The organism is Singulisphaera photorubra (genome assembly GCF_045290345.1).
Classification (GTDB): Bacteria; Planctomycetota; Planctomycetia; order Isosphaerales; family Isosphaeraceae; genus Singulisphaera.
This window is the reverse complement of the sequence record NZ_CP155447.1, coordinates 7749724-7775951: the sequence shown is the minus strand read 5'-3', so window position 1 is coordinate 7775951 and position 26228 is coordinate 7749724. Positions and strand designations below refer to the sequence as shown.

Annotated in this window: 24 protein-coding genes; 17 read left to right on the top strand and 7 right to left on the bottom strand. The window is 61.9% G+C overall.

The window, feature by feature from the left end; all coding sequences use genetic code 11:
• Window positions 1–150 precede the first annotated feature (150 nt).
• From V5E97_RS29265 to V5E97_RS29255, 3 genes are all read left to right on the top strand, one after another.
• Window positions 151–573 carry a BlaI/MecI/CopY family transcriptional regulator gene (locus V5E97_RS29265; protein ID WP_406695098.1) on the top strand — a complete coding sequence of 141 codons (423 nt, stop codon included), beginning with the start codon at window positions 151–153 and terminating at the stop codon, window positions 571–573.
• Window positions 574–719: 146 nt separating this feature from the next.
• Window positions 720–2042, top strand: a complete 1323-nt coding sequence (locus V5E97_RS29260) for a di-heme oxidoredictase family protein (protein WP_406695097.1) — start codon at window positions 720–722, stop codon at window positions 2040–2042.
• A gap of 10 nt (window positions 2043–2052) precedes the next feature.
• Window positions 2053–3159 (top strand): hypothetical protein, encoded by a 1107-nt coding sequence (locus tag V5E97_RS29255; RefSeq protein ID WP_406695096.1) that lies wholly within the window; start codon window positions 2053–2055, stop codon window positions 3157–3159.
• Between the two features lie 129 nt (window positions 3160–3288).
• On the opposite strand, the gene V5E97_RS29250 is transcribed toward V5E97_RS29255, so the two are convergent.
• Complete coding sequence (locus V5E97_RS29250) at window positions 3289–3438, bottom strand: hypothetical protein (RefSeq protein WP_406695095.1); 150 nt, start codon at window positions 3436–3438, stop codon at window positions 3289–3291.
• A 63-nt stretch (window positions 3439–3501) separates the two neighbouring features.
• On the opposite strand from V5E97_RS29250, the gene V5E97_RS29245 reads away from it, so the two are divergent.
• Entirely contained in the window at window positions 3502–4080 is a 579-nt protein-coding gene (locus V5E97_RS29245) for a hypothetical protein (protein WP_406695094.1), read from the top strand.
• Between the two features lie 91 nt (window positions 4081–4171).
• On the opposite strand, the gene V5E97_RS29240 is transcribed toward V5E97_RS29245, so the two are convergent.
• From V5E97_RS29240 to V5E97_RS29225, 4 genes are all read right to left on the bottom strand, one after another.
• Window positions 4172–4915, bottom strand: a complete 744-nt coding sequence (locus V5E97_RS29240; RefSeq protein ID WP_406695093.1) for a creatininase family protein — start codon at window positions 4913–4915, stop codon at window positions 4172–4174.
• Window positions 4916–4927: 12 nt separating this feature from the next.
• Window positions 4928–6307 (bottom strand): magnesium transporter, encoded by a 1380-nt coding sequence (mgtE, locus tag V5E97_RS29235; RefSeq protein WP_406695092.1) that lies wholly within the window; start codon window positions 6305–6307, stop codon window positions 4928–4930.
• A gap of 50 nt (window positions 6308–6357) precedes the next feature.
• A complete protein-coding gene (gene serS, locus V5E97_RS29230) occupies window positions 6358–7653 on the bottom strand; it encodes a serine--tRNA ligase (protein WP_406695091.1) in 1296 nt (431 codons plus the stop codon).
• Window positions 7654–7940: 287 nt separating this feature from the next.
• Window positions 7941–9338 (bottom strand): dipeptidase, encoded by a 1398-nt coding sequence (locus V5E97_RS29225; protein WP_406695090.1) that lies wholly within the window; start codon window positions 9336–9338, stop codon window positions 7941–7943.
• A 961-nt stretch (window positions 9339–10299) separates the two neighbouring features.
• Here V5E97_RS29225 and V5E97_RS29220 point away from each other — a divergent pair.
• The 3 genes from V5E97_RS29220 (at window position 10300) to V5E97_RS29210 (ending at window position 13346) form a co-directional block, all read left to right on the top strand.
• On the top strand, window positions 10300–10983 hold the full coding sequence (locus V5E97_RS29220) for a hypothetical protein (protein ID WP_406695089.1): 684 nt from the start codon (window positions 10300–10302) through the stop codon (window positions 10981–10983).
• A gap of 214 nt (window positions 10984–11197) precedes the next feature.
• Window positions 11198–12742 (top strand): ABC transporter substrate-binding protein, encoded by a 1545-nt coding sequence (locus tag V5E97_RS29215; RefSeq protein ID WP_406695088.1) that lies wholly within the window; start codon window positions 11198–11200, stop codon window positions 12740–12742.
• A 25-nt stretch (window positions 12743–12767) separates the two neighbouring features.
• Complete coding sequence (locus tag V5E97_RS29210; protein WP_406695086.1) at window positions 12768–13346, top strand: hypothetical protein; 579 nt, start codon at window positions 12768–12770, stop codon at window positions 13344–13346.
• Window positions 13347–13396: 50 nt separating this feature from the next.
• On the opposite strand, the gene V5E97_RS29205 is transcribed toward V5E97_RS29210, so the two are convergent.
• Window positions 13397–13948: a VanZ family protein gene (locus V5E97_RS29205; RefSeq protein WP_406695085.1), complete on the bottom strand. Its 552-nt coding sequence runs from the start codon at window positions 13946–13948 to the stop codon at window positions 13397–13399.
• Between the two features lie 77 nt (window positions 13949–14025).
• Complete coding sequence (locus tag V5E97_RS29200) at window positions 14026–14652, bottom strand: hypothetical protein (RefSeq protein ID WP_406695084.1); 627 nt, start codon at window positions 14650–14652, stop codon at window positions 14026–14028.
• Window positions 14653–15038: 386 nt separating this feature from the next.
• Between V5E97_RS29200 and V5E97_RS29195 the strand changes: the two genes are divergently transcribed.
• The 10 genes from V5E97_RS29195 to V5E97_RS29150 all read left to right on the top strand — a co-directional run bounded on the left by V5E97_RS29195 (window position 15039) and on the right by V5E97_RS29150 (window position 26081).
• Window positions 15039–15911 (top strand): hypothetical protein, encoded by an 873-nt coding sequence (locus tag V5E97_RS29195; RefSeq protein WP_406695083.1) that lies wholly within the window; start codon window positions 15039–15041, stop codon window positions 15909–15911.
• A 35-nt stretch (window positions 15912–15946) separates the two neighbouring features.
• Entirely contained in the window at window positions 15947–17419 is a 1473-nt protein-coding gene (locus tag V5E97_RS29190; RefSeq protein ID WP_406695082.1) for an FG-GAP repeat domain-containing protein, read from the top strand.
• 31 nt (window positions 17420–17450) lie between these two features.
• Window positions 17451–18002, top strand: a complete 552-nt coding sequence (locus V5E97_RS29185; RefSeq protein ID WP_406695081.1) for a Uma2 family endonuclease — start codon at window positions 17451–17453, stop codon at window positions 18000–18002.
• A gap of 93 nt (window positions 18003–18095) precedes the next feature.
• Window positions 18096–18533 carry an RNA polymerase sigma factor gene (locus V5E97_RS29180; protein WP_406695080.1) on the top strand — a complete coding sequence of 146 codons (438 nt, stop codon included), beginning with the start codon at window positions 18096–18098 and terminating at the stop codon, window positions 18531–18533.
• A gap of 19 nt (window positions 18534–18552) precedes the next feature.
• On the top strand, window positions 18553–20088 hold the full coding sequence (locus V5E97_RS29175; protein ID WP_406695079.1) for an FG-GAP repeat domain-containing protein: 1536 nt from the start codon (window positions 18553–18555) through the stop codon (window positions 20086–20088).
• A 31-nt stretch (window positions 20089–20119) separates the two neighbouring features.
• On the top strand, window positions 20120–20671 hold the full coding sequence (locus tag V5E97_RS29170; RefSeq protein WP_406695078.1) for a Uma2 family endonuclease: 552 nt from the start codon (window positions 20120–20122) through the stop codon (window positions 20669–20671).
• An 88-nt stretch (window positions 20672–20759) separates the two neighbouring features.
• Window positions 20760–22319, top strand: coding sequence for an RNA polymerase sigma factor (locus V5E97_RS29165; RefSeq protein WP_406695077.1), 1560 nt, complete (start codon window positions 20760–20762; stop codon window positions 22317–22319).
• Window positions 22320–22629: 310 nt separating this feature from the next.
• Window positions 22630–24168, top strand: a complete 1539-nt coding sequence (locus tag V5E97_RS29160; protein WP_406695076.1) for an RNA polymerase sigma factor — start codon at window positions 22630–22632, stop codon at window positions 24166–24168.
• Between the two features lie 146 nt (window positions 24169–24314).
• Window positions 24315–24824 (top strand): sirohydrochlorin chelatase, encoded by a 510-nt coding sequence (locus V5E97_RS29155; protein ID WP_406695075.1) that lies wholly within the window; start codon window positions 24315–24317, stop codon window positions 24822–24824.
• Window positions 24825–24899: 75 nt separating this feature from the next.
• Window positions 24900–26081 (top strand): DegT/DnrJ/EryC1/StrS family aminotransferase, encoded by a 1182-nt coding sequence (locus V5E97_RS29150; RefSeq protein WP_406695074.1) that lies wholly within the window; start codon window positions 24900–24902, stop codon window positions 26079–26081.
• Window positions 26082–26228 lie beyond the last annotated feature (147 nt).

The window sequence follows — 26228 nt, the reverse complement described above, 5'->3', positions numbered from 1 at the left end:
TCAGAAGAGAGGGGGTTGACGTTGTGAGACAGTTGTCTTAGGATACGAAAGCCGGGAGAGACGGTCCGTCCCGGCCCCGGCCTCGCGGCGTCCCGACGGGGTGCGAGATTGGGGCGGATTTGACCCGTTTGCTTTTTGAGATGACCGCCGATGGCCAAGCGTCCACTGACCATACCCGACTCGGAACTCGATGTACTGAAGGTCCTCTGGGATCGAGGCCAGGCCACGGTCCGTGAGGTCCTGGAAACCCTCCGCGCCGCCGGGCGTCAGTGGTCCTACGCCACCGTCGCCACCTTGCTTGACCGGCTCGAGACCAAGGGAGTGGTCACCAGCGACCGGAGCGAACTTGCGTTCGTGTACCGGCCCGCGATCACGACCCAAGAGGTTCGCCAGAAACGGGTCAACAACCTGGTCGAGAAGCTTTATCAGGGTGAGACCGGCCTGCTCGTCCTCCACCTGCTGAAGTCGCACCCGCTTGATGCCCGCCAGGCGAAGGAAGTCCAGTCGGTCCTCGAAGAGATGACCGGCGACGCCTCCCGGAAGAGAGGAAACGACTCCTCTCCGTCCGTCTGAACCCCATTCCGTTCGGATCTGAATCGACAGCTCAGATCGATCGTCCGGCCAGCTCCCCCGCGCGGCGCTGGCCTCGACCTTTCGTCTCGTACAGACGTCACTCACATCGCACGCAACTCGACCTGCCTCGGAGAGGGAGACCGAATATGGCCGCACGTTCGCGTATGCGCCCTGCGCACTGGATCGTCCTGGCGTTGGTCTTGGCCCCGGCCTGGAAAGTCGTCGAACGTCTCAGCCGGCCGGGCCCCAAGGTGGTCAGTGCAGAATCGGTGGCCGAAGGCCGCACGCTGTTCAATCACGATTGGACCGTCAAGGATCCACTGACCAAAGGGGACGGCCTCGGGCCTGTCTTCAACGCGACCTCATGTCTCGCCTGCCATCATCAAGGCGGGGCCGGGGGCGGAGGACCGGTCGCTCGAAACGTAACCGTCTACGGACTCTCGAGCACGACCAAAAGCCAGGTGCCCCCCTCAGGCGTCGTTCACCAAAAGGCGATTCGGCCGGCCTTCCAGGAAACCTTAAACCTGGTTCACAGCTCGCTCCCACGTGAACCGTCGATCCCCCTGAGCGTGCTGACCGACCGGACACGACCCCGCTCTCCCGACGTCGTGATTACCCAACGAAATACCCCGGCCTTGTTCGGCGATGGCCTGATCGACGCCGTCGCGGACGAGACCCTCCTATCCCACCAGCGTGAGCACTCCAACGCGGCCCGACTCGTCGGTCTCAATGGCGCCCGAGACTCCAAGGTTCGCGGACGGATCGCCCGGCTGGCCGACGGCCGGATCGGTCGGTTCGGCTGGAAGCTCGAGTTCGCTACGCTCAACGACTTCGTCAAGGCCGCCTGCGCCAACGAACTGGGCCTTTCCAATCCCGGTCGCCCCCAGGCCGTCCCCCTGGGACAGCTCGATTACAAGTCGGAAGGGACCGACCTGACGGACGAGCAGTGCGTGATGATGACCGACTTCATCCGCGACCTCGCCGCTCCCACCCAGGTCCTCCCCTCGGACTCGAAGAGCCGGTCACAGGTCGAAGCCGGACACACGTTGTTTGCCAAGATCGGCTGTGCGGATTGTCATTCGGAGAGGCTCGGGCCCATCGCGGGAATCTTCTCCGACATGCTGCTGCATGACATGGGGGTCGAGCTCGAGTCGAGCACCGGTTACTACGGCTCGATCATCCCCCAACCATCGGTTCGCAACGATAAATTCGCAGTCTCGGAGCAGCCGACTCCCGCCGAGTGGCGAACGGCACCACTCTGGGGCGTGGCCGACTCGGCCCCTTACCTTCACGATGGCCGCGCCGCCTCGCTCGAGGACGCGATCGTGCTGCACGGGGGCGAGGCAAGCGACGTGGCCGCACGCTTCAAGGAGATGTCCGGTGTCGATCGCGACGCGGTCATCGCGTTCCTGAAAACCCTGCGGGCACCGGCGCAAGCGGAAGAGACCAAGACCCTTGCGGTGAGGTAATCGGGAAGTCGTGGCCGACGTCACCATTTTGGTCTGTGCCTGCGGCATGAGGCTGAAAGCGGTCGGGGCTGTCCCCGGCCGCGTCGGCAAGTGCCCGGCCTGCGGCGGTCTGCTCCGGGTCCCGGGCGCCAAGGTCGCTGAAGCCGCGTCGCCCACTTCAATCCATGCGAATCCCGCCCCGGAACTCGATCATACTGCGAGTGCCGGAGCCTACGGACTCACGGCGGACTCCCTGAGCCGGCCTTCGAGCTATTCCGCCTCGCGGGTTCGTTCGACTCGAGAAGGGTCAGCTCATTCCAGCAAGTCTCTATGGAACGGGCTGATCCGGGTTCCCGCCCGCCCGGAAACCCGGTTTCGCGAGAGCCTGCTCTACCCGCTCTGGGGCGAGACCGGGATCGCGCTTCTGTTGCTCATGCCCCCGGTGTTCTGGCTGGCAACGATCCCGCTCGTGTCGATCATCCAGACCTGGGGAATTGGGAGCGGCGTCGGGCCGCTCGCGACCATGCTGGCCTTGCTCCCCTCCGGGCTCGTGCTCCTGCCGTTGGGGAGCTTTACACTGCTCTTCCTGGGCCGGGTGATCACCACAAGCGCGATGGGCGAAGTCCACCATCCCCGCTGGCCGGACTGGGATCCGGTGGAAATGCTCCACGGGCTCGGCCGCTGGATCTGGGCCATCTTGGTTGGTGGACTGCTCGGTGGGTTCCCCTCAGTGGCCTATTGGCTATATTGTGGGGATGTTGACCTGTTCGACGCGATGATCCTCGTGGAATTGACCGCCGTGGGGGCGATCTACGGGCAAGTCGCGCTTCTGGCATCAATCTTGTATGAGGATCCACTGGGAGCTCACCCCGGGACCGTCATCCGGGCGATCTGGCGGGTCGGGTGGGCCTGGCTCTTTCCCTCGATCGTGATCGCGACGTTCCTGATCGTGGCCTGCTACGCGTTGACAGTCCTTCTTGAAATCCAAAGCCCTTGGCTTTCGGCTCTGGCATACTGGGGCTACTGGGTTTTTCTCTGCTACGGGGCGATGGTCGTATTGCGAGTGCTCGGGCTCTTCTACCATCGCCATGCCCAGGTGTTGGGCTGGTTTCGTGAGCGACCGAGGTGGGGCGGCTGAGATGCGCAAGGCCTGGTACAATCCCAACGCACCTGTCGTTCCGACCATCGCGGAGATCCGGACTGTCAGGAGTAGCCAACGGGACCGACAGCGTCGGCTTCGCGGGTCTGGCCTGATGTCTTGCCTGCTTCATCCCGTTTGTGACGGTCCCGGCGTGGCCTTGCTCGTGTTCATGCCCCCCGTGCTCTTCGCACTCTCACTGCCCGTCTTCGACTGGATCGCAATCGTCGACCCGTTCCGCCGCGCGGACTGGGCGCTGGGGCTGCTGGCCTTGCCCATCTTCCTCCCACTCCTCTTCAGTTTCTCGATGACTCTGGGTTACACCTGCTCGTCCTCGGCCAGATGCTGGTCGCCAGCGCCATGGGCGAGGCCGATCAGCCGAGTTGGCCTGAATGGAACCCGGAAACGATCTCCGAAGGGCTCGGACGTTGGATCTGGGCTGCCCTCTTCGGGGTGGCCGTGGGTGGGTTCCCGACCGTGCTCTACTGGATGTACTGCGGCAATATCGACTGGTTCGACCGGATCATCTTCGCCGACCTGATCATCATGGGAGCCGGCTATGCCGCGATGACTCTGGCCGCGTCCCTGCTGCACGAGAGCCTGGCCGCCGCCAACCCGATCACCGTGCTCGTCGCGATCGCAAGGATCGGCTGGGACTACGTTCAGCCGTCCCTGGTCGCCGGCCTCAGCGTCATGCTCTCGGGCGCCTTCCTCTGGACGGTGCTCTTCGCGATCCCGTCGCTTCGATTAGCCGCGGTCGGCCTCTGGGGCTTCTGGGTCTTCGCCCTCTACTCGGCCATGGTCTCGTTCCGAGTCCTCGGCCTCACCTACTACGCCCACTCCGACGCCCTGGTCTGGTTCCGCTATCGGCCGAAATGGGCGACTTCGACACGCGCGGGACGACTCTATACCAATTCCTAGGCTAAGACCTCGGCGAGGGAACGCCCTCGACCGGCCGAACTCCAGGTGTTCGGCCGGCCCGGTCGTCGGGATTTCTCCAGCCGGCTGGCCCTCAGCTCAGGGGAAGCTTCAGAATCTCTTCCGCGACCACCGTGACCTTACGCCCAATGGCTTCGAGCATCTTCCCTCCGCGGTCAGCGTCGGCCGCTTCGGGGTGCCCGACGGCGCCATGTTGGGTGCGGCGACCGAAGTCACGGGCCCAGGTGATGGAATGGAGCGCGCCCACGTTCGGGTCGGGATCGTCGAGGATCTGCTCCTTGCGCACCAGGTCGGGGCGGAGATGCATGATCATCGAGGTCTCGATCTCGCAGGCATGGCCCATCGTCTTTCGGGGTCCCTGGCACAGGGCGGCAATCTCGGCCTCGGCGATTTCCCAGTACGCGGCGCCCGTAAGCACAGCCTGCGGGAACTGAACGTCGAGCCGCCGCAAAGCGATGCGAAGCGGGTCGATGTTCCCGCCGTGGCCGTTCAACAGCATGGTCCGCCGGAACCCGTCGCGGAGCAGGGGGGTCAGCAACTCCATGAGCATCAGCTCATAGGTCGAGAGCGAGGCCGTCAGGGTACCGCCGAAGGGTAAGTGATGTTCACTCGCCCCCATCCAGAGCACGGGGAGAAGCAACACCTGATCGGGCAGATTGCGTTCGACCGCGTCGGCCACCGCCGCCACCAAGATCGAGTCGGTGAAGACCGGCAAGTGCCGGCTATGCTGCTCGCACGCAGCGATCGGTGCGATGATCAGCGTGTTCTCTCGCGAGAGGCCACGAAGCTCAGGGGCAGTCATTTCGGCGAAGCGCATCCAGTAGCCTCCTCACGCGGCGAGTCGAATCAACAGGAGAATGGCGATCGAATAGAAAATCAACAGACCGGTGGCGTCGACGAGCGTGCTGATCAGCGGGGCCGAGACGACCGCGGGGTCGATCTTGAATCGGCTCGCCATCAAGGGGACCAACGCCCCAACGCCATTGGCCCAGACACAGATCCCCAAAATCGCCAGGCCAATGACCGCTCCGAAGATCGGAGGATGGCCAAGGATCAACCAGGTAAAGCCGAACCCCAAGGTCCCCAGCAGCATCCCCAGAAGGAGGCCGGTGAGCACTTCACGACCGACAACACGGATGGTGTCGCCCGGGCGGATTTCGCCAAGAGCGAGGCCACGGATGATCGTTCCCACGCTCTGGCTCCCCGCGTTTCCTCCGGTCCCGATCAAGAGGGGAATGAAGGTATCAAACTCGAGGAGCGGGAACCGGTCGTCCACCCAGTTGAACGAGTGAACAACAAAGCGAGTAATCGTTCCCGCGAGAAAGAGCATCAACAGCCAGCCAATTCGCCGCCGGACGGCCTCGACAATCCGCCCTTGCCAGTACGACTCCTCGTCGGCCTCGGCATCCTTCGAGACACCGCCGAAGGCGAGGATGTCTTCGGTCTGCTCCTTGCGGAGAATGTCCATCGCGTCGTCGTGCGTGATGATACCGACCAGCATGTCCGTGGTATCGACGACCGGAATGGCGATCAAGTCATATTTGCCGATCTTGCGGGCCACCGACTCCTGATCCTCGTCCACCCGAGCAAAGATCACGTCGTGCCGCATGATGTCGCCAATCCGAGCCGAGGCGCTCCGGGAGAGGATCAGCGTCTTGAGCGAAACGAAGCCAATCAGCTTGCGATTTGGATCGACGACGTAGTTGTAATAGATTGTTTCACTGTCAGGCGCGTCATGGCGAAGCCGTTCCAAGGCCTCGCGGACGGTCAGTTGGGGAGCGAGCGTGACGTAGTCGGTCGTCATCACCGAGCCGGCCGTCCCCGGCTCATAACTGGCGAGGCGGCGAATATCTTCGCGTTCGGCCTGCGCCAGGTGAGGGAGAATGCGGTCGACATTGTCTTCGTCGAGCCGGTTGACGAGGTCGGCCCGCTCGTCGTGAGACATCAGGTGAAGTAGAGCGGCCGACTCCGCCGGCGACATCGACTCGATCAGATGGACCTGGCGCTCGGTATCGAGGTAGCTGAGGATCTCGGCACGGTTCCGCGCTGGGAGGAGGCCGAGGATCGTGTCCCCCTCTACCAGTTGGAGGTCCTCGATCATCTCGGCGACCTGCGCGGGGTGGTGATCGCTGAAAAAGTCGCGTAGTGCCGCCGTCTCACCGGCCTGGATCAACTCGCGCAGGTCGGGAACCAGCAGCGGGTTTCGCATTCGGTACCCTCATGGTCGCGTGACATTCGGGGGGCTCACGTCTTATTGACTCAAGGCCTTCGGCCAATGATTTCTTTACCCATATACGGCTGCAAGACGGGGGGAACATCCACCAGGCCATCCGCCCGCTGATAGTTCTCGAGAATGACGATCAGGGCCCGGCTCAAGGCAAGCGCCGTACCGTTGAGGGTATGGACAAATCGAGTTCCCTTCTGCCCAGTCGCCCTGTAGCGAATATTGAGTCGTCGCGCCTGGTAGTCGGTGCAATCCGAGGTGCTGGTGACCTCACCGTACTCCCCGGCTTCACCGCGACCCGGCATCCAGGCCTCGAGATCGTACTTGCGATAGGCTGGGCCTCCCAGATCGCCCGAGCAGATGTCGAGCACTCGATATGGGATGCCAAGGGCCGTGAAGATCTCTTCCTCGATCGCGAGAAGTTCGGCGTGCGCCTGGTTGGAAGCCTCGGGCGTCGTGAAAGAGAACATCTCGATCTTCGTGAACTGGTGAACCCGGTAGAGTCCTTTGCTCGCCCGCCCCGCGGCGCCGGCCTCGGTCCGGAAGCAGTGCGAGAGCCCGACGTACTTCAGGGGGAGCACAGCCTCATCAAAGATCTCATCGGCGTGCATTCCTCCCAGGGTGATTTCGGCGGTGCCGATCAGGCTGAGGTCGGAATCTTCGACCGAATAGATCTGCGTCTCGGTTCCCCTTGGCGTGAACCCGATCCCCTCGAGGATCTGGTTCCGCGCGAGGTCGGGCGTGACGATCGGGGAAAACCCCTTCGCCACAAGCGTCTGGATCGCGAACTGCTGAAGCGCCAGTTCGAGCAGAACCGCATCGTTCTTGAGGAAGTAAAAGCCATGGCCCGAGACCTTGGCACCGCTCTCGAAGTCGATCAGGTCGAGCGTCTTGCCGATCTCAACGTGGTCTCTGACCTTGAAGTCGAAAACACGGGGCGTCCCAACTTTGCGAAGCTCGAGGCTCTCTTCTTCGAGGGCCCCGACCGGAGCGTCGGGGTGAGTGAGGTTCGGGATCCGAGCCAGGTAACTTTTCAACTGCCCATCAATGCTCTTGAGCTCAGTCTCATTGGTGCCGATCGATGCTTTAAGTTGTTTTCCCTCGGCGATGAACGCCTGCCGTTTCTCCGGGTCTTTCTCCTTACCCGTCGCTTGAGCGTTGGCATTCTGGAGCCGTCGAACTTCCTCGACTTCCTGGAGGAGCGACTTCCGCTTATGCTCCAACTCGACGACGAAATCCACGGCATCCAAAATCTCAGTCGGGACGTTTCGATTTCGGCAATTCTGTTTGACGGCCTCGACATTGGCCAGAAGATATTTGATATCGAGCATCGAACGACCCTGGAAAACAAAAGGTCTCGTGATAGATAGAAACGTTTGACTTCAGAGGAAAAACCGTCCGCCGTCATCGGGAGCGTGTCCCGCGACGGAACGGCCAGACCAGAAGTGTGATCGCAACCCCGAGGAGCGCCCATTCGTCGCCAACGACGCCGGCGCCCGGAGAGATGTCAGCACTCAATTCCCGTTTCGCAACCCCATCGGGGGTTGCGAGAAAACTTGGGGCGACACCATTCTTCCAGAGGTTGATGACACCCGCCAATCAGAAACCGCCAGGAACTTCAGAGTCCCGCGGGTTTGGATCGATCTCCCTCTTTGACCAACTCCTCGAACAGGTGAGCACTGGCCTTGATTCCCTTGTGGAAGTCGGCCAGGGAGAACTTCTCGTTCGGCCCGTGCAGGTTGTCGTCGTTCTGCCCCCAGCCGAGGAGCAGGGTATCGACTTTAAGCTGGTCCTTGAGCAAGCCCACGACGGGGATCGAGCCCCCTTCACGGATAAAGACCGGAGCTTTGCCGAAGCCGGCCGTGACGGCGCGGACGGCCGCACGAACACCGGGGGTGTCGACCTCGACGAGGACCGCGGGCGCACCGTGATGAACGATGAGTTCGTAGGTGACCCCGGGCGGACAGACCGCTTTGAGGTGGGCACGAAGCTGTTCGGCCACGGTTGCCGGGTCTTGACCGGGAACGAGACGGAAACTGAACTTGGCCCCCGCCTTGCACGGCAGGACGGTCTTCGGTCCAGGACCTTGATATCCGCCATAGATCCCGTTCACGTCACAGGTCGGGCGGGCCCATTTCCGCTCGAGGGTCGTATAGCCCGACTCCCCTTCCAGCGACGGCACACCGGTGCTCGCCTGGAACTCGGCCTCCGAGAACGGCAACTTGGCGAACTCAGCCCGCTCCCAATCCTCCAGCGGCTTGACCGGGTCATAGAAACCAGGGAGTTGGATCTTCCCGTCCGGCCCCTTGAGACTCGCGAGAATCAATGCCAAGGCGTTGCAGGGATTGGCGACGGCCCCCCCGAAGGTTCCCGAGTGGAGGTCGGTTCGCGGTCCCTGGACGAGCACCTCGAAGTAAGCCAACCCCTTCAGTCCGTACGTGATTGCCGGCATCCCGGGGGCAAACTGGCTCGTGTCCGAGATCACCGCGTAGTCGCACGCCAGTTTTGTCTTGTTCTCGGCGACAAACTGTTCCAGGTTCGCCCCGCCTACCTCTTCCTCACCCTCGATCAGAAACTTCACGTTCAAGGGAAGTTCGCCAGCCCCTTTGAGCCAGGCCTCGGCGGCCTTGAGGTGGGTGAACATTTGCCCCTTGTCATCGGTGGCACCGCGGGCATAGAGGTTGCCGTCGCGTTCGGTCGGTTCAAAGGGGGGGGAAACCCAAGGCTCCAGCGGCTCCGGCGGCTGAACATCGTAATGGCCATAAATCAGGAGCGTGGGAAGGCCGGCGCGAGGCGGGTTCTGGGCGAAGACGATGGGATGCCCTTTGGTATCGATCAACTCGGCTGCCAGCCCCATCGCCTCGAGGTCATCGCGTATGAACTCGGCCGCGTGGCGCGTATCGGCATTGTGATCGGGCTGGGCGCTCACGCTTGGAATCCGGATCAGAGCTTTGAGTTGCTCCACAAAATCCGTGCGATGAGCGTCGATGTAGGCATCCACCCGGTCGATCGCCATGTCCAACAGCCCTCGTCAGTACCTGGTTCCGGACGTTCCTCTTCATGCGGAATCCCGCGGGAAACTCAGTATAACAGCCCTAGCCAGCCTGGGCGATGGTCTTGGGAGCCCCTCACTCGATGGCGGACCGGACCTCGCGGAGGCCCAAGGACTCAGACGTCGGGCCGAATGCGAACCCATGACTCCATGCAGAGTCATCCCGGCCGAGCCAACGGAGCAGGGAGAACCAGGCGAATGGATCGTCAAAGGACGCCTGCAGCTCCCTTTGAATTGCACGAGCGCGGCCTCGCGTCTCGCAGAGTAGGGAACCCAGGCAAAATGCCAATGCCAGCGAAAGTATTAACAGTCAGACGAGTTGCTTGAAGCAAGCAAGTTAACGCGTCTTTAAGGGCAGCAAGGAGGGAATGTTGTATTCCCGCTTCACTCGGCTCGGGTTGGAAAAACGGAAGACTTGTACGCAGAACGCGCAAAGTTTACAAAAAGGTCTTGTTGCCTTGCATTGTTGACTTCTCCTGCAATCGAATCCAGATTACAGAAAAGAAGCCTCAAGTTTCGACCAGGCCAGGCCGAAGGGAAATTCACCCCATGGAATTACACGGCTGGTATCGGATTTGCGATTAACACCTTTCGCAACGAGAAACCAACCGGACCGTTCGATCACGGACCGATCGATTTACCTCGTTCTCGCATCGGTCTGCTCCTTGTTTTTGCTTCACTCTGTTTTTCATCTCGGGCGGGTTTTTGACGCTGGACGTGGTATATATAGAAGAACGGCATTGAAGCGGTGCCAAAGGAAAGGCGACCGTCCCCGGGGTGGCTTTCGGCTCCCTTGGGCGCGGTGTCGAACGAACGCCTGGGATGGCTAGGTTCGGGCGGAAGCCCGAGGTCGTTCGACGCAGTGACCGAGGATTCTCACGAAACATTCCCAATGTTCGTCGCGGTTAGGAGGGGTCCCTTTCCCATGAATTTTCTCTCGCGCTTCCTCGAACGGGTGTTGCGCACCAACACGAGCCGTATGCCTCGAACCAGCTTCGACGACCTCAGCCAAGATCAGCTTGACGCTCATCTCCGCGTAGGACGATACGGGAACTTCTCGCTGACCGACGCGGTACGTCCGTCGTTCGGCCTGGAAGTGATTCCTCGTGAAGGATATCGCCGCGATGTCTATTGCGATCCCGAAACGGGCAATAAGATGCCGGTCCTCGCGGCCTCGGTTTCATCCGAGCGGCTCTTTGATGTCTTGATGGACTTACTCGATCCCTTGGGGGACGAGGTGGACGTGGTTATGGAATCCAGCCACGAGAGCGAGCCTGGAGCGCACGCCGACCTGTACCGTGAGCACATGGATACGGTCATCTTGAAGAGTACGCTCTACGACTACGAGCCGCTCCTACTCAATGACGGCTGCACCGGGCTGGCGGCCCTCAATCCGAATGGTCCGATGGAAGTGCAATTCGACGAGCATAAGCTGCTCTTCGTCTATGCCAACGACCTTGAGCCGTTCGAGGCGATCCTCCTCGACCATGGCCTGCGACGCGACGACAGCTTGAAATTCATCTCCGAGGCCGAGCACCTGCACTCGACGGACGACGTCTATCGCGATCAGTTCGACGAGCTCCGCTACCGCTTGGGCATCGACCACTAATCTCAATCAGATTCCCGTTCATTGGGTTCGACGACCCCTCCGATGCACCCTTGATGAGCACCCCGCGGGGCGGGGCCTCGATTTGCCGAGGCCTCGCCCCGCTGAGCTTTGATTTCGCCGTTTGACCACCCAACGTAACGTCGCGTACCATGGATTCACTCCGGGCCTTCGCCGCGGAGCAACGCGTTCACGGATTACGTTGAGGTCTGCCGGAATGACGTGGCTGGTGACTCCGCGAAACCGATTCGCAATGCTCGTTCTCCTCACAAGCACAGTGGGATGTAACGGGAGTTCGAACGAATCCACGGCTCCTGAGCAGCCGTTCAAGGGCGTCACGATCGTCGCCGCGGCGATCGGAGACCCAGGCATCCTGCCCACCTTGATCGCCCAGCGCGGCGAGTGGTCGGCCAACCGAGGGGCCGAGGTCACGATTCGGGAAAAACCGGTCGAGCCCAAGGCCGAAGCGGCGGACGTTTTTCTCTTCCGTGGCGATCGCCTGGGTGAACTGGTCGATGGAGGACTCCTGGCCGACTTGCCCGAGTCCGTCATCCGCCCCCCCGCGCCCCTCGTCTCGCAAGAGTCCGGACAAGCCGAGCAGCCCCCTGGAGACCGGCCCGCCGACCCGCTCCAGTTCTCCGACGTCCTGCCGGCCTATCGCGACCAGGTGATCAAGTACGGCGGCGCCAGATTGAGCCTCCCCTACGGGGGCTCGGCCCTGGTACTGGCCTATCACCGCGATGCCTTCGAGAACGAGGCCAACCTGGCAGCGGCGAAGGAAGCGGGATTTGAGCTGAAGCCCCCCGAAACCTGGGAACAGTTCGACGCCCTGGCCAAGTTCTTTCACGGGCGTGACTGGGCTCAAGATGGCAAACTTCGGTCAGGTGTTGCGCTCGCGCTCGGACCTGACCCTGAAGGGGTAGGCGACGCCACGTACCTGGCCCGAGCGGCCAGCCTGGGGCAGCACCACGATCAGTATTCCTTCCTGTTTGATGCCGACTCGATGACTCCCCGCATCGACTCACCACCGTTCGTCGAGGCGCTTCGGGGACTGACCGCTCTGACCGCGTTCGGTCCCACCGCGATCCAGTCTTTCGATATCAAGGCGGCACGGCAGGCATTCGGCAGCCGGGAGGCCGCAATGTTGATCGATCGCGCGGAGAGCGTCGCGAGTTGGGGAGATGGTAAGTCGATCGGCGTGGCACGCTTGCCCGGCTCGGAACGAGTGTTCGATCCGGCCCGCAACCAATTTGAGTCGGCCTCGCCCCTCAATCGGCCGACCTATTTACCCTATGGGGGAGGCTGGTTGGTCGGGGTCAGCTCCGCGGCGAAGGGACCGAAACAGAAGGCGGCGATCGACTTCATCAAGTACCTCATCGGTCCCGATATCGCGAGCCGCGTTCGGGCCGACCCCACCTTCCCGATGCTGGCCGTTCGGACCGCGCTGCTCAGTCAAGGACCGCCCGACTCGAGGGCGAGCCTCGGCGTCGATGCGCGACAGTGGTCCGAGGCGGTGATCCAGACGCTCACCGCCTCCCGGGTCATCGCCGGGCTTCGGATCCCCGACGCCGAGGGGTACCTCGCCGACCTCGCCAAGGGACGAAAGGCCGCGCTGCAAGGGGAACCGGCCGAGCAGGCCTTGCAAGCAGTCGCCACCGCATGGAACGAACGGACCAAGCGGCGGGGACTCAAGCGACAGCTCTGGCACTATCGTCGCAGCCTCAATACCCTGGCCACCTCCCCCAAGCCTCCCTCTCCCTGAGCCGCGACTTTCGACGAGACCTCGGATGGATGAGCCTGACGACGAATTAAACCCGACGACCAGCGGCAACGCCGAGATCAACCAGTTGATCGGCCTGTTCGACCTCCCCGCCTTCGCCAGGCGGGGCCAGGATCTCGAATACTCGATCAAGCGGACGCGCGAACGCTGTGAACGCGAACGGAACGCGATGCTCGACATGGTTCGCGTCCGACTCCGCCAGTGGGCCAGCGCAGTCACCGATCCCGATTCGAGCGTGGCAATCTTCAGCACGCCCATCGGTTCGCTCTGGCCGCTGAGTGGGGCGGAAGGCCCTGTCTGGGCTCGCCACTCCGCTCCGCCACGCCGCCAGCGAACCATCGCGCTCGACCTGATCTCCAGCGTGATCCGGTTCAACCGTCGCTGGGCTCACTTCCTCGACGAGCTCAAGGTCGATCACGTCAACCGCCTGATCGACCACTACAACCGCTACTACCTCCTGGAAAAGGAGTGCTGTCTCGGCTCCTCTCGGCTCGCCGCTCGGTTTTTCATTCCTCAGACCCAGATCACCCGAGACACCCTCCTGGCGGACTACCCACTGTTGCCCGTCCCGGAACTCAAGGGCTAGAGCGGTTCCTCATTGAGCGGAGAAACCGGGATCGGAGAGACTTCGGTCGGTCATCCGCCCGAACGGCAACGGCTCGAGGCAGCAGTTCCGGATGGTGTCCTGTCGCCGCCCTCGCAAGAGTCAAGCTCCGGACGCGCCGGAGTGATCACTAGGACGGGAAGGCAACGGTGAAGGACGAGATACGTCCCATAGCCGAGCAATCCGCCGAGGGTATTCAGAAGCAGGTCGTCCACATCGGCGATCCGTCGTCCCGAGCCATACTGGAGTGTCTCGATCAGCAAGCTCACCGCGGCGGAGAGTCCCCCGACTCGCCAGGCATTGGTTCGCCCTCTTCTGAAAATGGGCCAGAGGAACCCCAGAGGCATGAAGGCCACGAGGTTCCCCACGACGTTCACCAGCATCGGCCAGCCCCCAATTTCGAGGAACTCGGCCGTAGTTCGCAGGGGATGAAGCTGGAGCCGATTCTCCGACGAGAGAGGGCGTGAGGAGTGGGGACGCAAGGTCAGCCAGCAGAGCAGGCCGCCGTAATTGGCGAGCAGCAGGGCCGAGACGGCTCTTCGCAAGGCACCGGCCCCCAAGGACTCACCAACGGCATCGGCCATTCGATTGCAGCGGCCGAAAATCGCTGGGAAGAGGTTTCTGCTCTCACCGTCGCACGTGGCAGCCCGCCCGTTAGAAATCAGCTCGGCGGACCACTCGGGGTCGACCTTTCTGCATCAAGGTGGCGCCGTTTCCCGGCTTTGCCAAAAACGCCGGTGGGTTCGTTCACTAGTGGCTGTTCGGGGGGCAACGAAGGCCCATCAATGCCCATCCCCATGCCGGAGTGTGGCCCGAGTCGTGCCCGAATGGCGGCCCGCAGTTTTTCCTCACTGATGGGTTCATCCCCCCCCCCGCCAGACTCCTTGACGAACTGAGCGGCCAAGAGGGCGGCCTCGTCCGCGCTGAGGCGGTGATCTCCATTGCGATCAGCCGCCTCGAGAATCCGGCTGGCCATGAACATGGAGCGACTCTCGCCCATTCCTGGTGGTGGAAGTCGCGACCCCGCCGACATCATGCCGCGCCGCGACGGCTTGCCTTCCATGACTTTGTACCGAATGTACGCCCCGGCTACGGTCATCGCAACGAGATTGGAACTCAGCGCCAAACAAATGATCAACGTCGAGGTATCGCTCACCTTTCGACGTATCAGGTGAAACAGGCCAGACAGCCCAAGGGCGAGCACCAGCGCCAGCAAAACGCCGCCAATCAACTCCTCCGGCGATCGATCCAAGATCACGTCGACAATCGAACTCACCTGCGGATTCATGGGATCCTCTCCCGGTCTCAGAAGGTCGGCGCGACGACCGAACAGCACGGTGATACGCGGAGTTGATTCACGCTAGGGGTGAAATTGACCAAACCCACACTCGCCACCTTCAAAAACTAACCCCTGCGATCCATTCTACACGACCGATCAATGCAATCGCTAAACACGAACAACTGAGGAGCATCCACAACCTGGCCTTGGTTGACGGCTCGCCCCCTCCAACGGTGCCCAGACGCTTGAGGCGAACGCAAGCCCATTGTGCCGAAACCCGGCGACCCCCGAAAAGGGTGCCTGGGAAACGAAGCTGTTGTGTACAATCCTCCGGGGCGGCAGTTTTGCCGCGTCAGGACCGATTGCGCCACGCCGAGACAGATAAGGAGCCGTTCATGCCCGTGCTCGATCGTGAGGAATACATCGAGCAGGCTTACTTCTTCCACGCGTTTCGCGAGCGGGTGCTCGACGGATTACCGTCGCAGGATGTCCTGTCTCGCATCAGCGAGGAATTGCTTTCGACCACTCGACTTCCGTTGGCGATTTCCTACCTTGCCAGCGAGATCAAGACCATCGGGCTCATGGCGCCGGCGATGGAGCGGATCGGACATTACTTCACTCCGTTCCAGACTCACGTCATTGCGGAGGCCGAGCATGACACCAGCCGGTTCCCGATGGACCAGGCGCTTTTGATTCTGGAGCGCGAGGCCCGCTACAAAGCCGATGGGCCGACTCTGTCGGGCCTGTTTGTCTACCAATTCGAAGCGATCTCGCGAAACCGCCTCGGCTACGGTAAAGGGCTCGAAGCCATTGCGTCCGACCCGTTATTCACCGAGGATTGGCACGACTACATCCTTCTACTCCGTGCCCGGCTCGGTGATGTTGATTTTGCCGACCTGATCTTCGTCCGCTCCGCCTTCTACGTTACAGAACAGAAGCGACGAAACCCCGGCTTCGAGCCGAAATTCGCGATCCTCTTCGGCGAAAAAGAAGGAAAAATCGCCCGAGCGAACCGAGGTCGCGACCCACTTTACCTATTCTCGGCCTTACAGCGTCAGTTGGGCTACCCCGAAGTCCCCCGTCCCCGACGCCCCGACGAGGCCGAGGCGCGAATCGCTCTGCTCGAACAGCGGGTCGCGTTGCTCGAGAACCGGCTCAAATCCGCCGAGTCCGACATCCACAATGAGATCGACCTCGCCCAACTTCGCGTCAAACCCGAGGACACCGCAGGCCCGCCCGCCGGTTGGGGCAAGCATGATCTGACCTAACGAACGCTTACCACCAAGGCCCGAAGGACAACCTTGTGACACACCGAGGATTCGCAAACGCGCCCAGACTCTCGTCTCGTTCCTTGGCCCCGTTGCTTCTTCTCATCGGTCCTTGGTGCGGCCTTCCCTGCGTCGCCGCCGAGCCTCGCACGCTTCCTCAATTCGAGCGAATCGTCATCGACGACAATTTCCCTGGGGCCTACCAGGTCGAAGTCGCCGACGTCAACGGCGACGGCAAACCCGACGTCGTCGCCCTCGGCGGCGGCACCTGCGCCTGGTATGAGAACCCGACCTGGAAGAAGCGGATCGTCACCAATCCGAAGCAGACTCCCGGCATCATCAGCACCGCCACGACCGACCTCGACGGCGACGGCAAGGCCGAGATCGCCATCGGCTACGAATTCTCCATGAACCAGCCGACCAAGGGAAAGCTCTTGCTGGCGCACCCCGGCAAAGGACTCGACGACCCCTGGTCGCTCGTGCCGGTCGGCGATGTCCCCAGCATTCATCGAGTTCGATGGATGCACAAAACTATTTATATTGGCAAAAATGCAGTCTACTTCGGATCACCCCCCGACGATCCAAAGCTTGCCAAAGATGTGCGATTGGTAAGATCAACGGCATTGATTGTTGCACCTATCTTCGGCCCATCGGCCAAACCACCCCTCTTCGCCGAGGAACCCGCGCACCTGACGCTCTTCAATGCCTATTTGCCCAAAGACATGATTCCTCCCAATGGTGGCGGAGGGACATTAGGCGGCGGGATCCCAGGGGGCACCCTTGGAGGTGGTGGCGGAGGGGGTTTAGGCGGCGGAGCGCAGACCTTAAAGGCAATGGATCTAAGACCGCGGCTCGGCTCCCCGAGAGCAGCTCCTCACGACCCCTCACTGCCACGCGAAATTGGCAAAGCCCCGGTGATGCATGCCATCGAAGTCGCCGTGATTCGGCCAAACCTACCTCCTGTCATTCTCGCGGCAAGCAACCTCGGAGTGACCTTAACCGGCGTCGCGCCGCTTATTGGGGCTGAGATCTACAGCACAAGTCCGCTGGTTCCGGGTGCGCCTGGCGACGCGCCCAAAGTCGGTGCCAGTGAAGTCCACATGGGCCGTTACAAGAATGGCCGCCTGTTCCTGGCCACAGTCGAACCCTGGCATGGAACGGATGTCGCCATCTACGAATCCGAGCCAACAGAACTGAACATTCTCCCCAAGTTCAAGTTCGGCCCCCGGACCCTGATCGACTCAACTTTGAAAGATGGCCACGCCCTCTGGGTGGCCGACGTGGATGGAGACGGCGACGACGAGGTCTTCGCCGGCTATCGCGGCCAGGGTACCAGCTTGCTGGGCTATGACTTCGACGGCAAAACCTGGAACCGGACCGTCATCGACACCGCCATCGCCGCCCAGGACCTTCGCGGCGGTGATCTCGACGGAGACGGCACTCCCGACATCGTCGCCGTCGGCGGTTCCACTCACAACGTCGTCTGGTATCGACCCAAGAAGGACTAATCGAACATCGACAGCTTTGCCCGAGGCAATCATGAGCATTTCCCAGGCGACAACCGCGGATGAACTTTGGAAAATGCCAAACTCTGGCATGCGTCACGAATTGGTGAGAGGAGAGCTAAGATCCATGTCTCCAGCAGGAAGCGAGCATGGATCGATCATTGCCGAAATCACGGGTTCTCTCCAACCATTCGTCAAGTCTCATCAACTCGGCAAAGTCTTCGGGGCGGAAACCGGATTCAAGATATCGAACGATCCTGACACGGTGCGTGCCCCCGACGTCGCATTCATCCGCCGGGAGCGGATCCCGAAAACCGGCCTCCCAAAAGCCTTCTGGCCCGGCGCTCCTGACCTGGCCGTCGAGGTAGTTTCTCCGGGCGACACCGTTGAGGAAGTCGACGAGAAGGTCGCCGACTGGTTCAACGCCGGGGCGCTGGCTGTCTGGATCGTGAAGCCAAAGGCGCAGACCGTCACGGTCTACAGCGCCCCCAATGTCGTTGTCGTTCTCACGGGCAACGACGAAATCGACGGGGGTGAACTGCTGCCCGGATTTCGCTACCGCGTGTCCGACGTGTTCGCCCCCTGAACCTCAAGAGAATTCGCAGAAACCGAGATTGAAACCGGGCTTCGCCGCATCAGCTGAGTGGGCAGAGCCTTCTCGCACGGAGTGTCAGCGGCCATGGCGAACGGACTCGGCGGCGCGGTCCTCCCGCAGATTCAGCGAATCTTCCACGGCGGAACCCTCACCGGGCTGACCGACGGTCAACTCCTCGAGCGGTTCGCCGCCCGCAATGACGAAGCCGCCTTTGAGGCGTTACTCGCCCGGCATGGCCCCCTCGTCCTGACCGTCTGCCGCAACCTGCTCCGCGACCGCGACGACGTCGAGGACGCGTTTCAAGCGACCCTCCTCATCCTCATCGTTCGCAAGGCGGGGTCGATTCAGCTTGAGGCTTCGCTCGGTCCCTGGATCTACTCGGTCGCCTACCGCGTGGCGATCCGGGCCAGGGCGAACCGGAGCCTCCGCGCCAGGCGAGAGAACGCCGTGGTGGACCTGGACCCTCAGGCCCCCGCCAGACGGGGCAACCATAAACCAACGCAAACCCTGCTTACTACTTGACACCAAAAAGGCTCATCCTGTGAAACTCCGTAGATTTATCAACGCGACCAGGTCCCGACTCTCGTCTCGATCCGTGGCCGCGTTCCTGCTTCCCATCAGCCTTTGGTGCGGTGTGCCCTGCGTTGCCGCTGACCCTCGCCCCCTTCCACAATTCGAGCGGATCGTCATCGACGACCACTTCCCGGGCGTCTACCAGGTCGAGGTCGCCGACGTTAACGGCGACGGCAAACCCGACGTCGTCGCCCTCGGCGGCGGCACCTGCGCCTGGTATGAGAACCCAACCTGGAAGAAGCGGATCGTCACCAATCCGAAGCAGACTCCCGGCATCATCAGCACCGCCACGGCCGACCTTGACGGCGACGGCAAGGCCGAGATCGCCATCGGCTACGAATTCTCCATGAACCAGCCGACTAAGGGAAAGCTCTTGCTGGCGCACCCCGGCAAAGGGCTCGACGACCCCTGGGCGCTCGTGCCGGTCGCCGATGTCCCCAGCATCCATCGAATTCGATGGATGCATAGAGAGGGTTATATTGGCAAGAATTCCGCCCACCTCGGATCACCCCCCGCCGATCCAAAGCTTGCCAAAGACGTACGCTTGATGAGATCCACGGCGCTGGTTGTTGCACCTATCTTCGGCCCATCGGCCAAACCGCCCCTCTTCGCCGAGGAACCCGCGCACCTGACCCTCTTCAATGTCTATTTGCCCAAAGACCTGGTTCCTCGCAACGGTGGCGGAGGCGGATTGGGCGGCGGAGGTGGATTAGGCGGTGGCGGGATCCCAGGCGGAGGCATTGGAGGCGGTGGCGGATTGGGTGGCGGAGGAGGTTTGGGCGGAGGAGGAATCCAAACGGGCGAATTGGGTGGCGGAGCGCAGTCATCAAAGCCAATCGATCCGAGGCCGCGGCTCGGCTACCCGGGAAAAACCCCGCAGGAACCCTCACTGGCAAGTGAAATTGGCAGAGTCCCGGTGATCCATGCCATCGAAGTCGCCGTGATTCGGCCAAACCTACCTCCTTTCGTTGTCGCGGCAAGCAACCTCGGAGTGACCATCACCTACGTCGCTGCGATTAGTGGGGGTGAGCTCTACGCCACAAATCCGCTCGTCCCGGGTGCGCCTGGCGACGCCCCCAAGGTCGGTGCCAGCGAAGTCCACATGGGCCACTTCAAGAATGGCCGCGAGTTCCTGGCCACGGTCGAACCCTGGCATGGAACGGATGTCGCTATCTACGAATCCGTGCCGACAGAACTGAACTTTTTCCCCAAGTTCGGCCCCCGGACCCTGATCGACTCGACTCTGAAAGATGGCCACGCCCTCTGGGTGGCCGACGTGGATGGAGACGGCGACGACGAGGTCTTCGCCGGCTATCGCGGCCAGGGCACCAGCCTGCTGGGCTATGACTTCGACGGCAAAACCTGGAACCGGACCGTCATCGATACCGCCATCGCCGCCCAGGATCTTCGCGGCGGTGATCTCGACGGAGACGGCACTCCCGACATCGTCGCCGTCGGCGGTTCCACTCACAACGTCGTCTGGTATCGCCCCAAGAAAGACTAAACGAACATCGACAGCTTTGCCCGAGGCAATCATGAGCATTTCCCACGCTACAACCGCGGACGAACTTTGGAAAATGCCGAACACCGGAGTTCGACATGAGCTGGTGAGAGGAGAGTTAAGATCGATGTCACCAGCGGGATTCGAGCACGGATTCATTATCATGAGGATTGCTCGCCCCCTCGACCAGTTCGTGACGGAACATCGACTCGGTGTCGTCGTCGGGGCAGAGACCGGCTTCAAGATCGCCACCGATCCTGACACGGTACGAGCCCCGGACATCGCATTCGTTCGCCGCGAGAGGCTCCCGCAAACCGGCCTCCCCAAGGCCTTCTGGCCAGGCGCACCAGACCTGGCGGTCGAGGTCGTCTCGCCGGGTGACACTGTCGAGGAGGTCGACGAAAAAGTAGCAGACTGGCTTGGTGCGGGAACCAAGGCCGTCTGGATCGTGAAACCGAGAACACGGACCGTCACGGTGTACCACGCCCTGAGCGAACTCACCGTTTTTACGGCTGACGAGGAATTCGACGGGGGCGAATTGCTCCCTGGGTTCCACGGCCGGGTGAGCGACTGGTTCCCGCAATGAGCGAATCTTCAGAAATAACGGGATTGAGACCGGCCTTCGCTGCATTATTTGAGTTGTCAGAGCCTTCTCAAACGGAGTGTCAGCGGTCATGGCGAACGGACTCGGCGGCGCGGTCCTCCCGCAGATTCAGCGAATCTTCCACGGCGGAACCCTCGCCGGCTTGACCGACGGTCAACTCCTCGAGCGGTTCGCCGCCCGAAGTGACGAAGCCGCCTTTGAGGCGTTACTCGCCCGGCATGGCCCACTCGTCCTGACCGTCTGCCGCAACCTGCTCCACGACCGCGACGACGTCGAGGACGCGTTTCAAGCGACCCTCCTCATCCTCGTCCGCAAGGCAGGCTCGATTCAGCTCGAGACTTCGCTCGGACCCTGGATCTACTCGGTCGCCTATCGCGTGGCGATCCGGGCCAGGGCGAACCGGGGCCTCCGCGCCAGGCGAGAGAACGCCGTGCCGGTCCTGGACCCTCAGGCCCCTTTGCGAGACCTCGACGGGCATGACATTTCGCCGCTGCTCCACGACGAACTCGCACGACTTCCCGAGCGGCTCCGCGCCCCGCTCGTCCTCTGCTATTTTCAGGGTCTGACCCACGAAATGGCCGCGGAACAGCTCCGATGGCCGGTCGGCACCGTGCGAAGCCGGATGGCTCGGGCTCGTCGGCTCTTGCGGGATCGATTGACGCGCAAGGGTATCGGCCTCTCCGCCGGCTTCTTGATCGGGACCTCGCGCCAGGCCACTGCGGCGACAATTCCCCGAGTCTTGACGGAAGAAACAATCCAGACCGCGATGCGAATCGCGGCAGGTCGAGCGGCACTGTCCGGGGCCCTGTCGGTCCCGGTGACCGCACTTATGGAAGGAGTCCTGAGCACAATGTGGTTGACCAAACTGAAGGCCGCCATCGCATTGGCGATCATGGCCGGGTTCATTATGACTGGCGTCGTAGCTCTCGCCGTTCAAGCGCCGGATGATAAGCCTGACGAGACAGTTCCGGCCAAGCGCCCGCAAACTTCCCCGGCTGACTCCAACACTCGAAACTCGATGTCAGAGACCTACCCTAGGACCTACTACGTCGGTGACATCATCGGCACAAAGGACCATAAAAACGCCAACATGGTCCCAGTTATTGATTTGATTACATCCACAGTAGCGTCTGGCACCTGGAAAATCAACGATGCGATCGCGGACGATCAATCCACACGTTATAAAACGATCGAATCCCAGGCGCAAATCACACCGAAAATTCCGGAGCAAATTACGCCAATTGGTTCGATCACTCCGTTCCCGCTGAGTATCAGTATCATCGTCCGCCATACCCCGCAAGTCCATGAAGAGGTCGCAGCTCGACTCCTTCAGTTGCGTCACTTGGTGCATCAGCGAAACGCCTACACCGTCATGCCAAACAGCACCGCCAAGAAAATGGTGATGCCCCCGCCGAGTGACCCTCCCGCGGCAAGCCCCATCAAGGGGGGTGAACGCGCTCGCAAACTTATCGAGGAATTGGAACAGGAAATCGAGGATCTCGTACGTGAACGTGACCGGTTGCGTCCTGATCCCAAAGCGGGAAAGACGTCAGCCCAGGACACAGTTCAGCAACTGGAAGACTTGGCTCGTGCCGAGTCATTCAGTCAGTGGATCGGATTGGTCTACTAAGACCGACCCGGGCGGAGGTCACGACGCGAGATCTCTACGCTCCGGGAATCACACGATGCGTGTCAGGACGTAACGCCCGTGCGATGCACCCAATGCGGATCGTACTTTGTTACAGTGAATCAAGGCAGCGTCCTCGATGTTCTTACGACCAGCGAGGAATTCGACGGGGGTGAATTGCTCCCCGGGTTCCACGGCCGGGTGGGCGACTGGTTCCCACAATGAGTGAATCTTCAAAAAAAACGGGATTGAGACCGGGCTTCGCCGCATTATCTGAGTTGTCAGAGCCTTCTCAAACGGAGTATCAGCGGCCATGGCGAACGGACTCGGCGGCGCGGTCCTCCCGCAGATTCAGCGAATCTTCCACGGCGGAACCCTCGCCGGCTTGACCGACGGTCAACTCCTCGAGCGGTTCGCCGCCCGAAGTGACGAAGCCGCCTTCGAGGCGTTACTCGCCCGGCATGGCCCACTCGTCCTGACCGTCTGCCGCAACCTGCTCCACGACCGCGACGACGTCGAGGACGCGTTTCAAGCGACCCTCCTCATCCTCGTCCGCAAGGCAGGCTCGATTCAGCTCGAGACTTCGCTCGGACCCTGGATCTACTCGGTCGCCTATCGCGTGGCGATCCGGGCCAGGGCGAACCGGGGCCTCCGCGCCAGGCGGGAGAACACCAGGGCGGACCTGGACCCTCAGGCCCCTTTGGGAGACCTCGACGGGCACGACGTTCCGCCGCTGCTCCATGACGAACTCGCACGACTCCCCGAGCGGCTCAGGGCCCCGATCGTCCTCTGCTATTTCCAGGGCCTGACCCACGAAATGGCCGCCGAACAGCTCCGATGCCCGGTCGGCACCGTGCGAAGCCGGATGGCTCGGGCTCGTCTACTCTTGCGGGATCGATTGACACGCAAGGGTATCGGCCTCTCCACCGGCTTCTTGATCGGGACCTCGCGCCAGGCCACTGCGGCGACGATTCCCCGAGTCTTGACGGAAGAAACAATCCAGACCGCGATGCGAATCGTGGCAGGTCGAGCGGCAAAGTCCGGGCTCCTCTCGGTCCCGGTGGCCGCGCTTATGGAAGGAGTCCTGAGCGCTATGTGGGTGACCAAGCTGAAAACCGCTGTCGCAGTGGCGATCATGGCCGGGTTCGTGATGACCGGTGTCGTGGCTCTCGCCGTCCAAGCACCGGACGACACGCCTGGCGAGGCCGTTCCGGCTAAGCCCCCGCAAGCGGACCAGGTCGAATCCACCGATCGGGAGTCGCATTCAAGAACCTCCACAAAGACCTACTACGTCGGCGACCTGGTCCTTCTCTCCACCGTGACTGTGAACGGGAGCGAAAAGGCTCCCCCCTCGGGTAACCGGCCCAAAGCCGACTTTGCGCCCCTGATCGAACTTCTCACATCATCCGTCGCCCCTGGCAGTTGGAACATTCCGACTCAGGACTTGTTGGCCACGAAACCAAAACCGCTCAACAAAACAGGACCGATTGGCTCTGTCACTCCATTCTTCCTGAGCATCAGTCTCATCATCCGTCACACCGATGAGGTCCACGCGGAGGTCGCGGACAGGCTCCGCCAACTTCGTCAGATCACGGGCCTACAACATCCGGCCGCCAATACGAAAACGAGCTTGCAAACGGGACCCACAGAGAAGAAGTTTGACGAAAAGCTGAGAACGGCATCAGGAGAGTCACAGTCCGCAGTGCCAGTCAACTCGCCTGCACCAACGGTCGCCAAGCACTATCGAGTGCAAGCACTGATCAAGGCACTGGAAAAGGAAATGGACCAACTGGTTCACGAGCATGCCTTGCTGCGGGCCAAAGCGAAAATGGCTGGCGTCGCTCCCGACTGAACTCATAGGGACATTTCTGATCGCGATACGGTGATCCACCTTGATCGTCGCGCGGACCTCATGATTAGAATGGGAGGCGGCAGGACTCCTCGCGAGTCCTTGCCGCCTCCCGTTTGAATTCGCGAAGGATCGACGAGCCCGAACTGATGGCGCCCACCGCAGACCTGACCGCCGTGCTCCTGATCGCCCACGGGAGCCGGCATGCGCCGGCCAATGATGACCTCCACCAGCTTGCGGCCCGGGTCATGGAGGGGGGGGAGCATTCGATCGTTGAACCCTGTTTCCTCGAACTCGCCGAGCCCGACATCCTCGATGGCGGCGGACGCTGTGTGGCCCAAGGCGCCACCAGGGTCCTGATGATTCCCTACTTTCTCTCGGCGGGCGTCCACTTGCTTCGGGACCTGACCGCCGCCCGGGATGCCTTGAGGCAGGCCCATCCTGGTGTCGAATTCCGTCTCGGCCCCGCGCTGGGCCCCGATCCGCTACTGGAGCAGCTTGTCGCCAAACGGATCGCCCGACTCGACAGTGATGACGAAGCCCCCGCTTTCGCCTCATCCGATGACCTGGCAAAGCTTTACGAACCGATGGGCCATCATGGAGTTCCTGAAGCTCCCGCGATTATGGCCTCTCTTGACACAAATCGACCGAAGGACTAGCGTGCGTCGGCCGATTTTCTCCATGGATGGAGAACCGCCTCGGGTACGGTCCGGGGCCTCAAAGGAGTGATGGCGATGAGTCTCTCGATTGAGTCCTTGAGTGTCCCCGCCCTCGACCTGAAGGCGCAGTATCAGACCATTCGCGACGAGATCGAGCGAGCGGTCCGCGACGTGATCGAGAGCCAGTATTTCATCCTCGGCCCCGAGGTCTCCAGCCTCGAATCCGAGGTGGCCAGCTACTGCGAGTCCGGGCACGGGATTGGTTGCGCCTCCGGATCCGACGCGCTGCTCCTGCCCTTGATGGCGCTGGAGGTCGGCCCTGGCGATGAGGTGGTAACGACCCCTTACTCGTTCTTCGCGACCGCCGGGGCGATCTGGCGGACCGGGGCCAAGCCCGTTTTCGTCGACATCGACCCTGACACGTACAATATCGACCCGGCCCTGATCGAAGCGGCGATCACGCCCCGGACCAAGGCCATCATCCCGGTCCACCTCTACGGCCAGACGGCCGACATGGACCCGATCACCGCGATCGCCAAGAAGCATGGGCTCGCGGTCATCGAAGACGCCGCCCAGGCCATCGGCGCATCGTACAAAGGGCGGCGTACCGGCGGACTCGGCACGGCCGCCGCGTTCAGCTTCTATCCCTCCAAGAACCTGGGGGGATTCGGCGACGCCGGGATGGTCACAACCGACGACCCCGAACTCGCCAAGCGGATCGCACGGCTCCGGGTCCACGGCATGGAACCCAAGTACCATCACCACGAGGTCGGCTTCAACTCCCGGCTCGACGCCCTCCAAGCCGCCGTGCTCCGGGTCAAACTCCGCCACCTCGACGCCTGGACCGAAGGCCGGCGCACGGTCGCTGAACGCTACCAGAATCTCTTCGATGGTCAAAAGTCGACCCGCGAGATCGGCCTGCCGAGCGAGTCGACCGACCGGTTCCACGTCTACAACCAGTTCGTGATCCGGGTCCCCTCGGCCGTCCGTGACTCGCTCCGCGAGCAACTCGCCGCGCGTCGGATCGGCACCGAGATCTACTACCCGGTCCCGCTCCACTTGCAGACCTGCTTCGCCTCGCTGGGTCACACCCCGGGCGACTTCCCCCACTCGGAAGCCGCCGCGAACGAGACCCTGGCCCTCCCGATGTATCCGGAACTGGCCGAGGAAGCCCAACGGCACGTCGTCGAGTCGATCGGCCAGATCTTCGAGGAACGGGCAAAGTCCTCGAAGAAGGGGAGCGGTCGAGCCGCCTGAGCTCAGGCGATTCAGGTTCGCGAACGGCCTCGCATATTGTGTGGCCGGATCTCGGATATTCGAAGACCAAGGGATTACCAGCCGCCACGGGTTCCGTCTTCGGAACCCGTGTGCGGTCACACCCGGGACGGTAAAACGCGGAGCCAC

Bases quoted from the DNA above. Each gene is read 5' to 3' on its own strand.
- V5E97_RS29180 (WP_406695080.1), top strand. From the start codon at position 18,096: ATGGCGAACGGACTCGGCGGCGCGGTCCTCCCGCAGATTCAGCGAATC.
- V5E97_RS29155 (WP_406695075.1), top strand. From the start codon at position 24,315: ATGGCGCCCACCGCAGACCTGACCGCCGTGCTCCTGATCGCCCACGGG.
- mgtE (WP_406695092.1), bottom strand. From the start codon at position 6,307: ATGCGAAACCCGCTGCTGGTTCCCGACCTGCGCGAGTTGATCCAGGCC.
- V5E97_RS29210 (WP_406695086.1), top strand. From the start codon at position 12,768: ATGGATGAGCCTGACGACGAATTAAACCCGACGACCAGCGGCAACGCC.
- V5E97_RS29165 (WP_406695077.1), top strand. From the start codon at position 20,760: ATGGCGAACGGACTCGGCGGCGCGGTCCTCCCGCAGATTCAGCGAATC.
- V5E97_RS29205 (WP_406695085.1), bottom strand. From the start codon at position 13,948: ATGGCCGATGCCGTTGGTGAGTCCTTGGGGGCCGGTGCCTTGCGAAGA.
- V5E97_RS29170 (WP_406695078.1), top strand. From the start codon at position 20,120: ATGAGCATTTCCCACGCTACAACCGCGGACGAACTTTGGAAAATGCCG.
- V5E97_RS29215 (WP_406695088.1), top strand. From the start codon at position 11,198: ATGACGTGGCTGGTGACTCCGCGAAACCGATTCGCAATGCTCGTTCTC.
- V5E97_RS29225 (WP_406695090.1), bottom strand. From the start codon at position 9,338: ATGGCGATCGACCGGGTGGATGCCTACATCGACGCTCATCGCACGGAT.
- V5E97_RS29240 (WP_406695093.1), bottom strand. From the start codon at position 4,915: ATGCGCTTCGCCGAAATGACTGCCCCTGAGCTTCGTGGCCTCTCGCGA.
- serS (WP_406695091.1), bottom strand. From the start codon at position 7,653: ATGCTCGATATCAAATATCTTCTGGCCAATGTCGAGGCCGTCAAACAG.
- V5E97_RS29200 (WP_406695084.1), bottom strand. From the start codon at position 14,652: ATGAATCCGCAGGTGAGTTCGATTGTCGACGTGATCTTGGATCGATCG.
- V5E97_RS29250 (WP_406695095.1), bottom strand. From the start codon at position 3,438: ATGGGCAAGGCCAGCAGCCCCAGCGCCCAGTCCGCGCGGCGGAACGGG.
- V5E97_RS29185 (WP_406695081.1), top strand. From the start codon at position 17,451: ATGAGCATTTCCCAGGCGACAACCGCGGATGAACTTTGGAAAATGCCA.
- V5E97_RS29160 (WP_406695076.1), top strand. From the start codon at position 22,630: ATGGCGAACGGACTCGGCGGCGCGGTCCTCCCGCAGATTCAGCGAATC.
- V5E97_RS29260 (WP_406695097.1), top strand. From the start codon at position 720: ATGGCCGCACGTTCGCGTATGCGCCCTGCGCACTGGATCGTCCTGGCG.
- V5E97_RS29220 (WP_406695089.1), top strand. From the start codon at position 10,300: ATGAATTTTCTCTCGCGCTTCCTCGAACGGGTGTTGCGCACCAACACG.
- V5E97_RS29265 (WP_406695098.1), top strand. From the start codon at position 151: ATGGCCAAGCGTCCACTGACCATACCCGACTCGGAACTCGATGTACTG.
- V5E97_RS29245 (WP_406695094.1), top strand. From the start codon at position 3,502: ATGCTGGTCGCCAGCGCCATGGGCGAGGCCGATCAGCCGAGTTGGCCT.
- V5E97_RS29195 (WP_406695083.1), top strand. From the start codon at position 15,039: ATGCCCGTGCTCGATCGTGAGGAATACATCGAGCAGGCTTACTTCTTC.
- V5E97_RS29150 (WP_406695074.1), top strand. From the start codon at position 24,900: ATGAGTCTCTCGATTGAGTCCTTGAGTGTCCCCGCCCTCGACCTGAAG.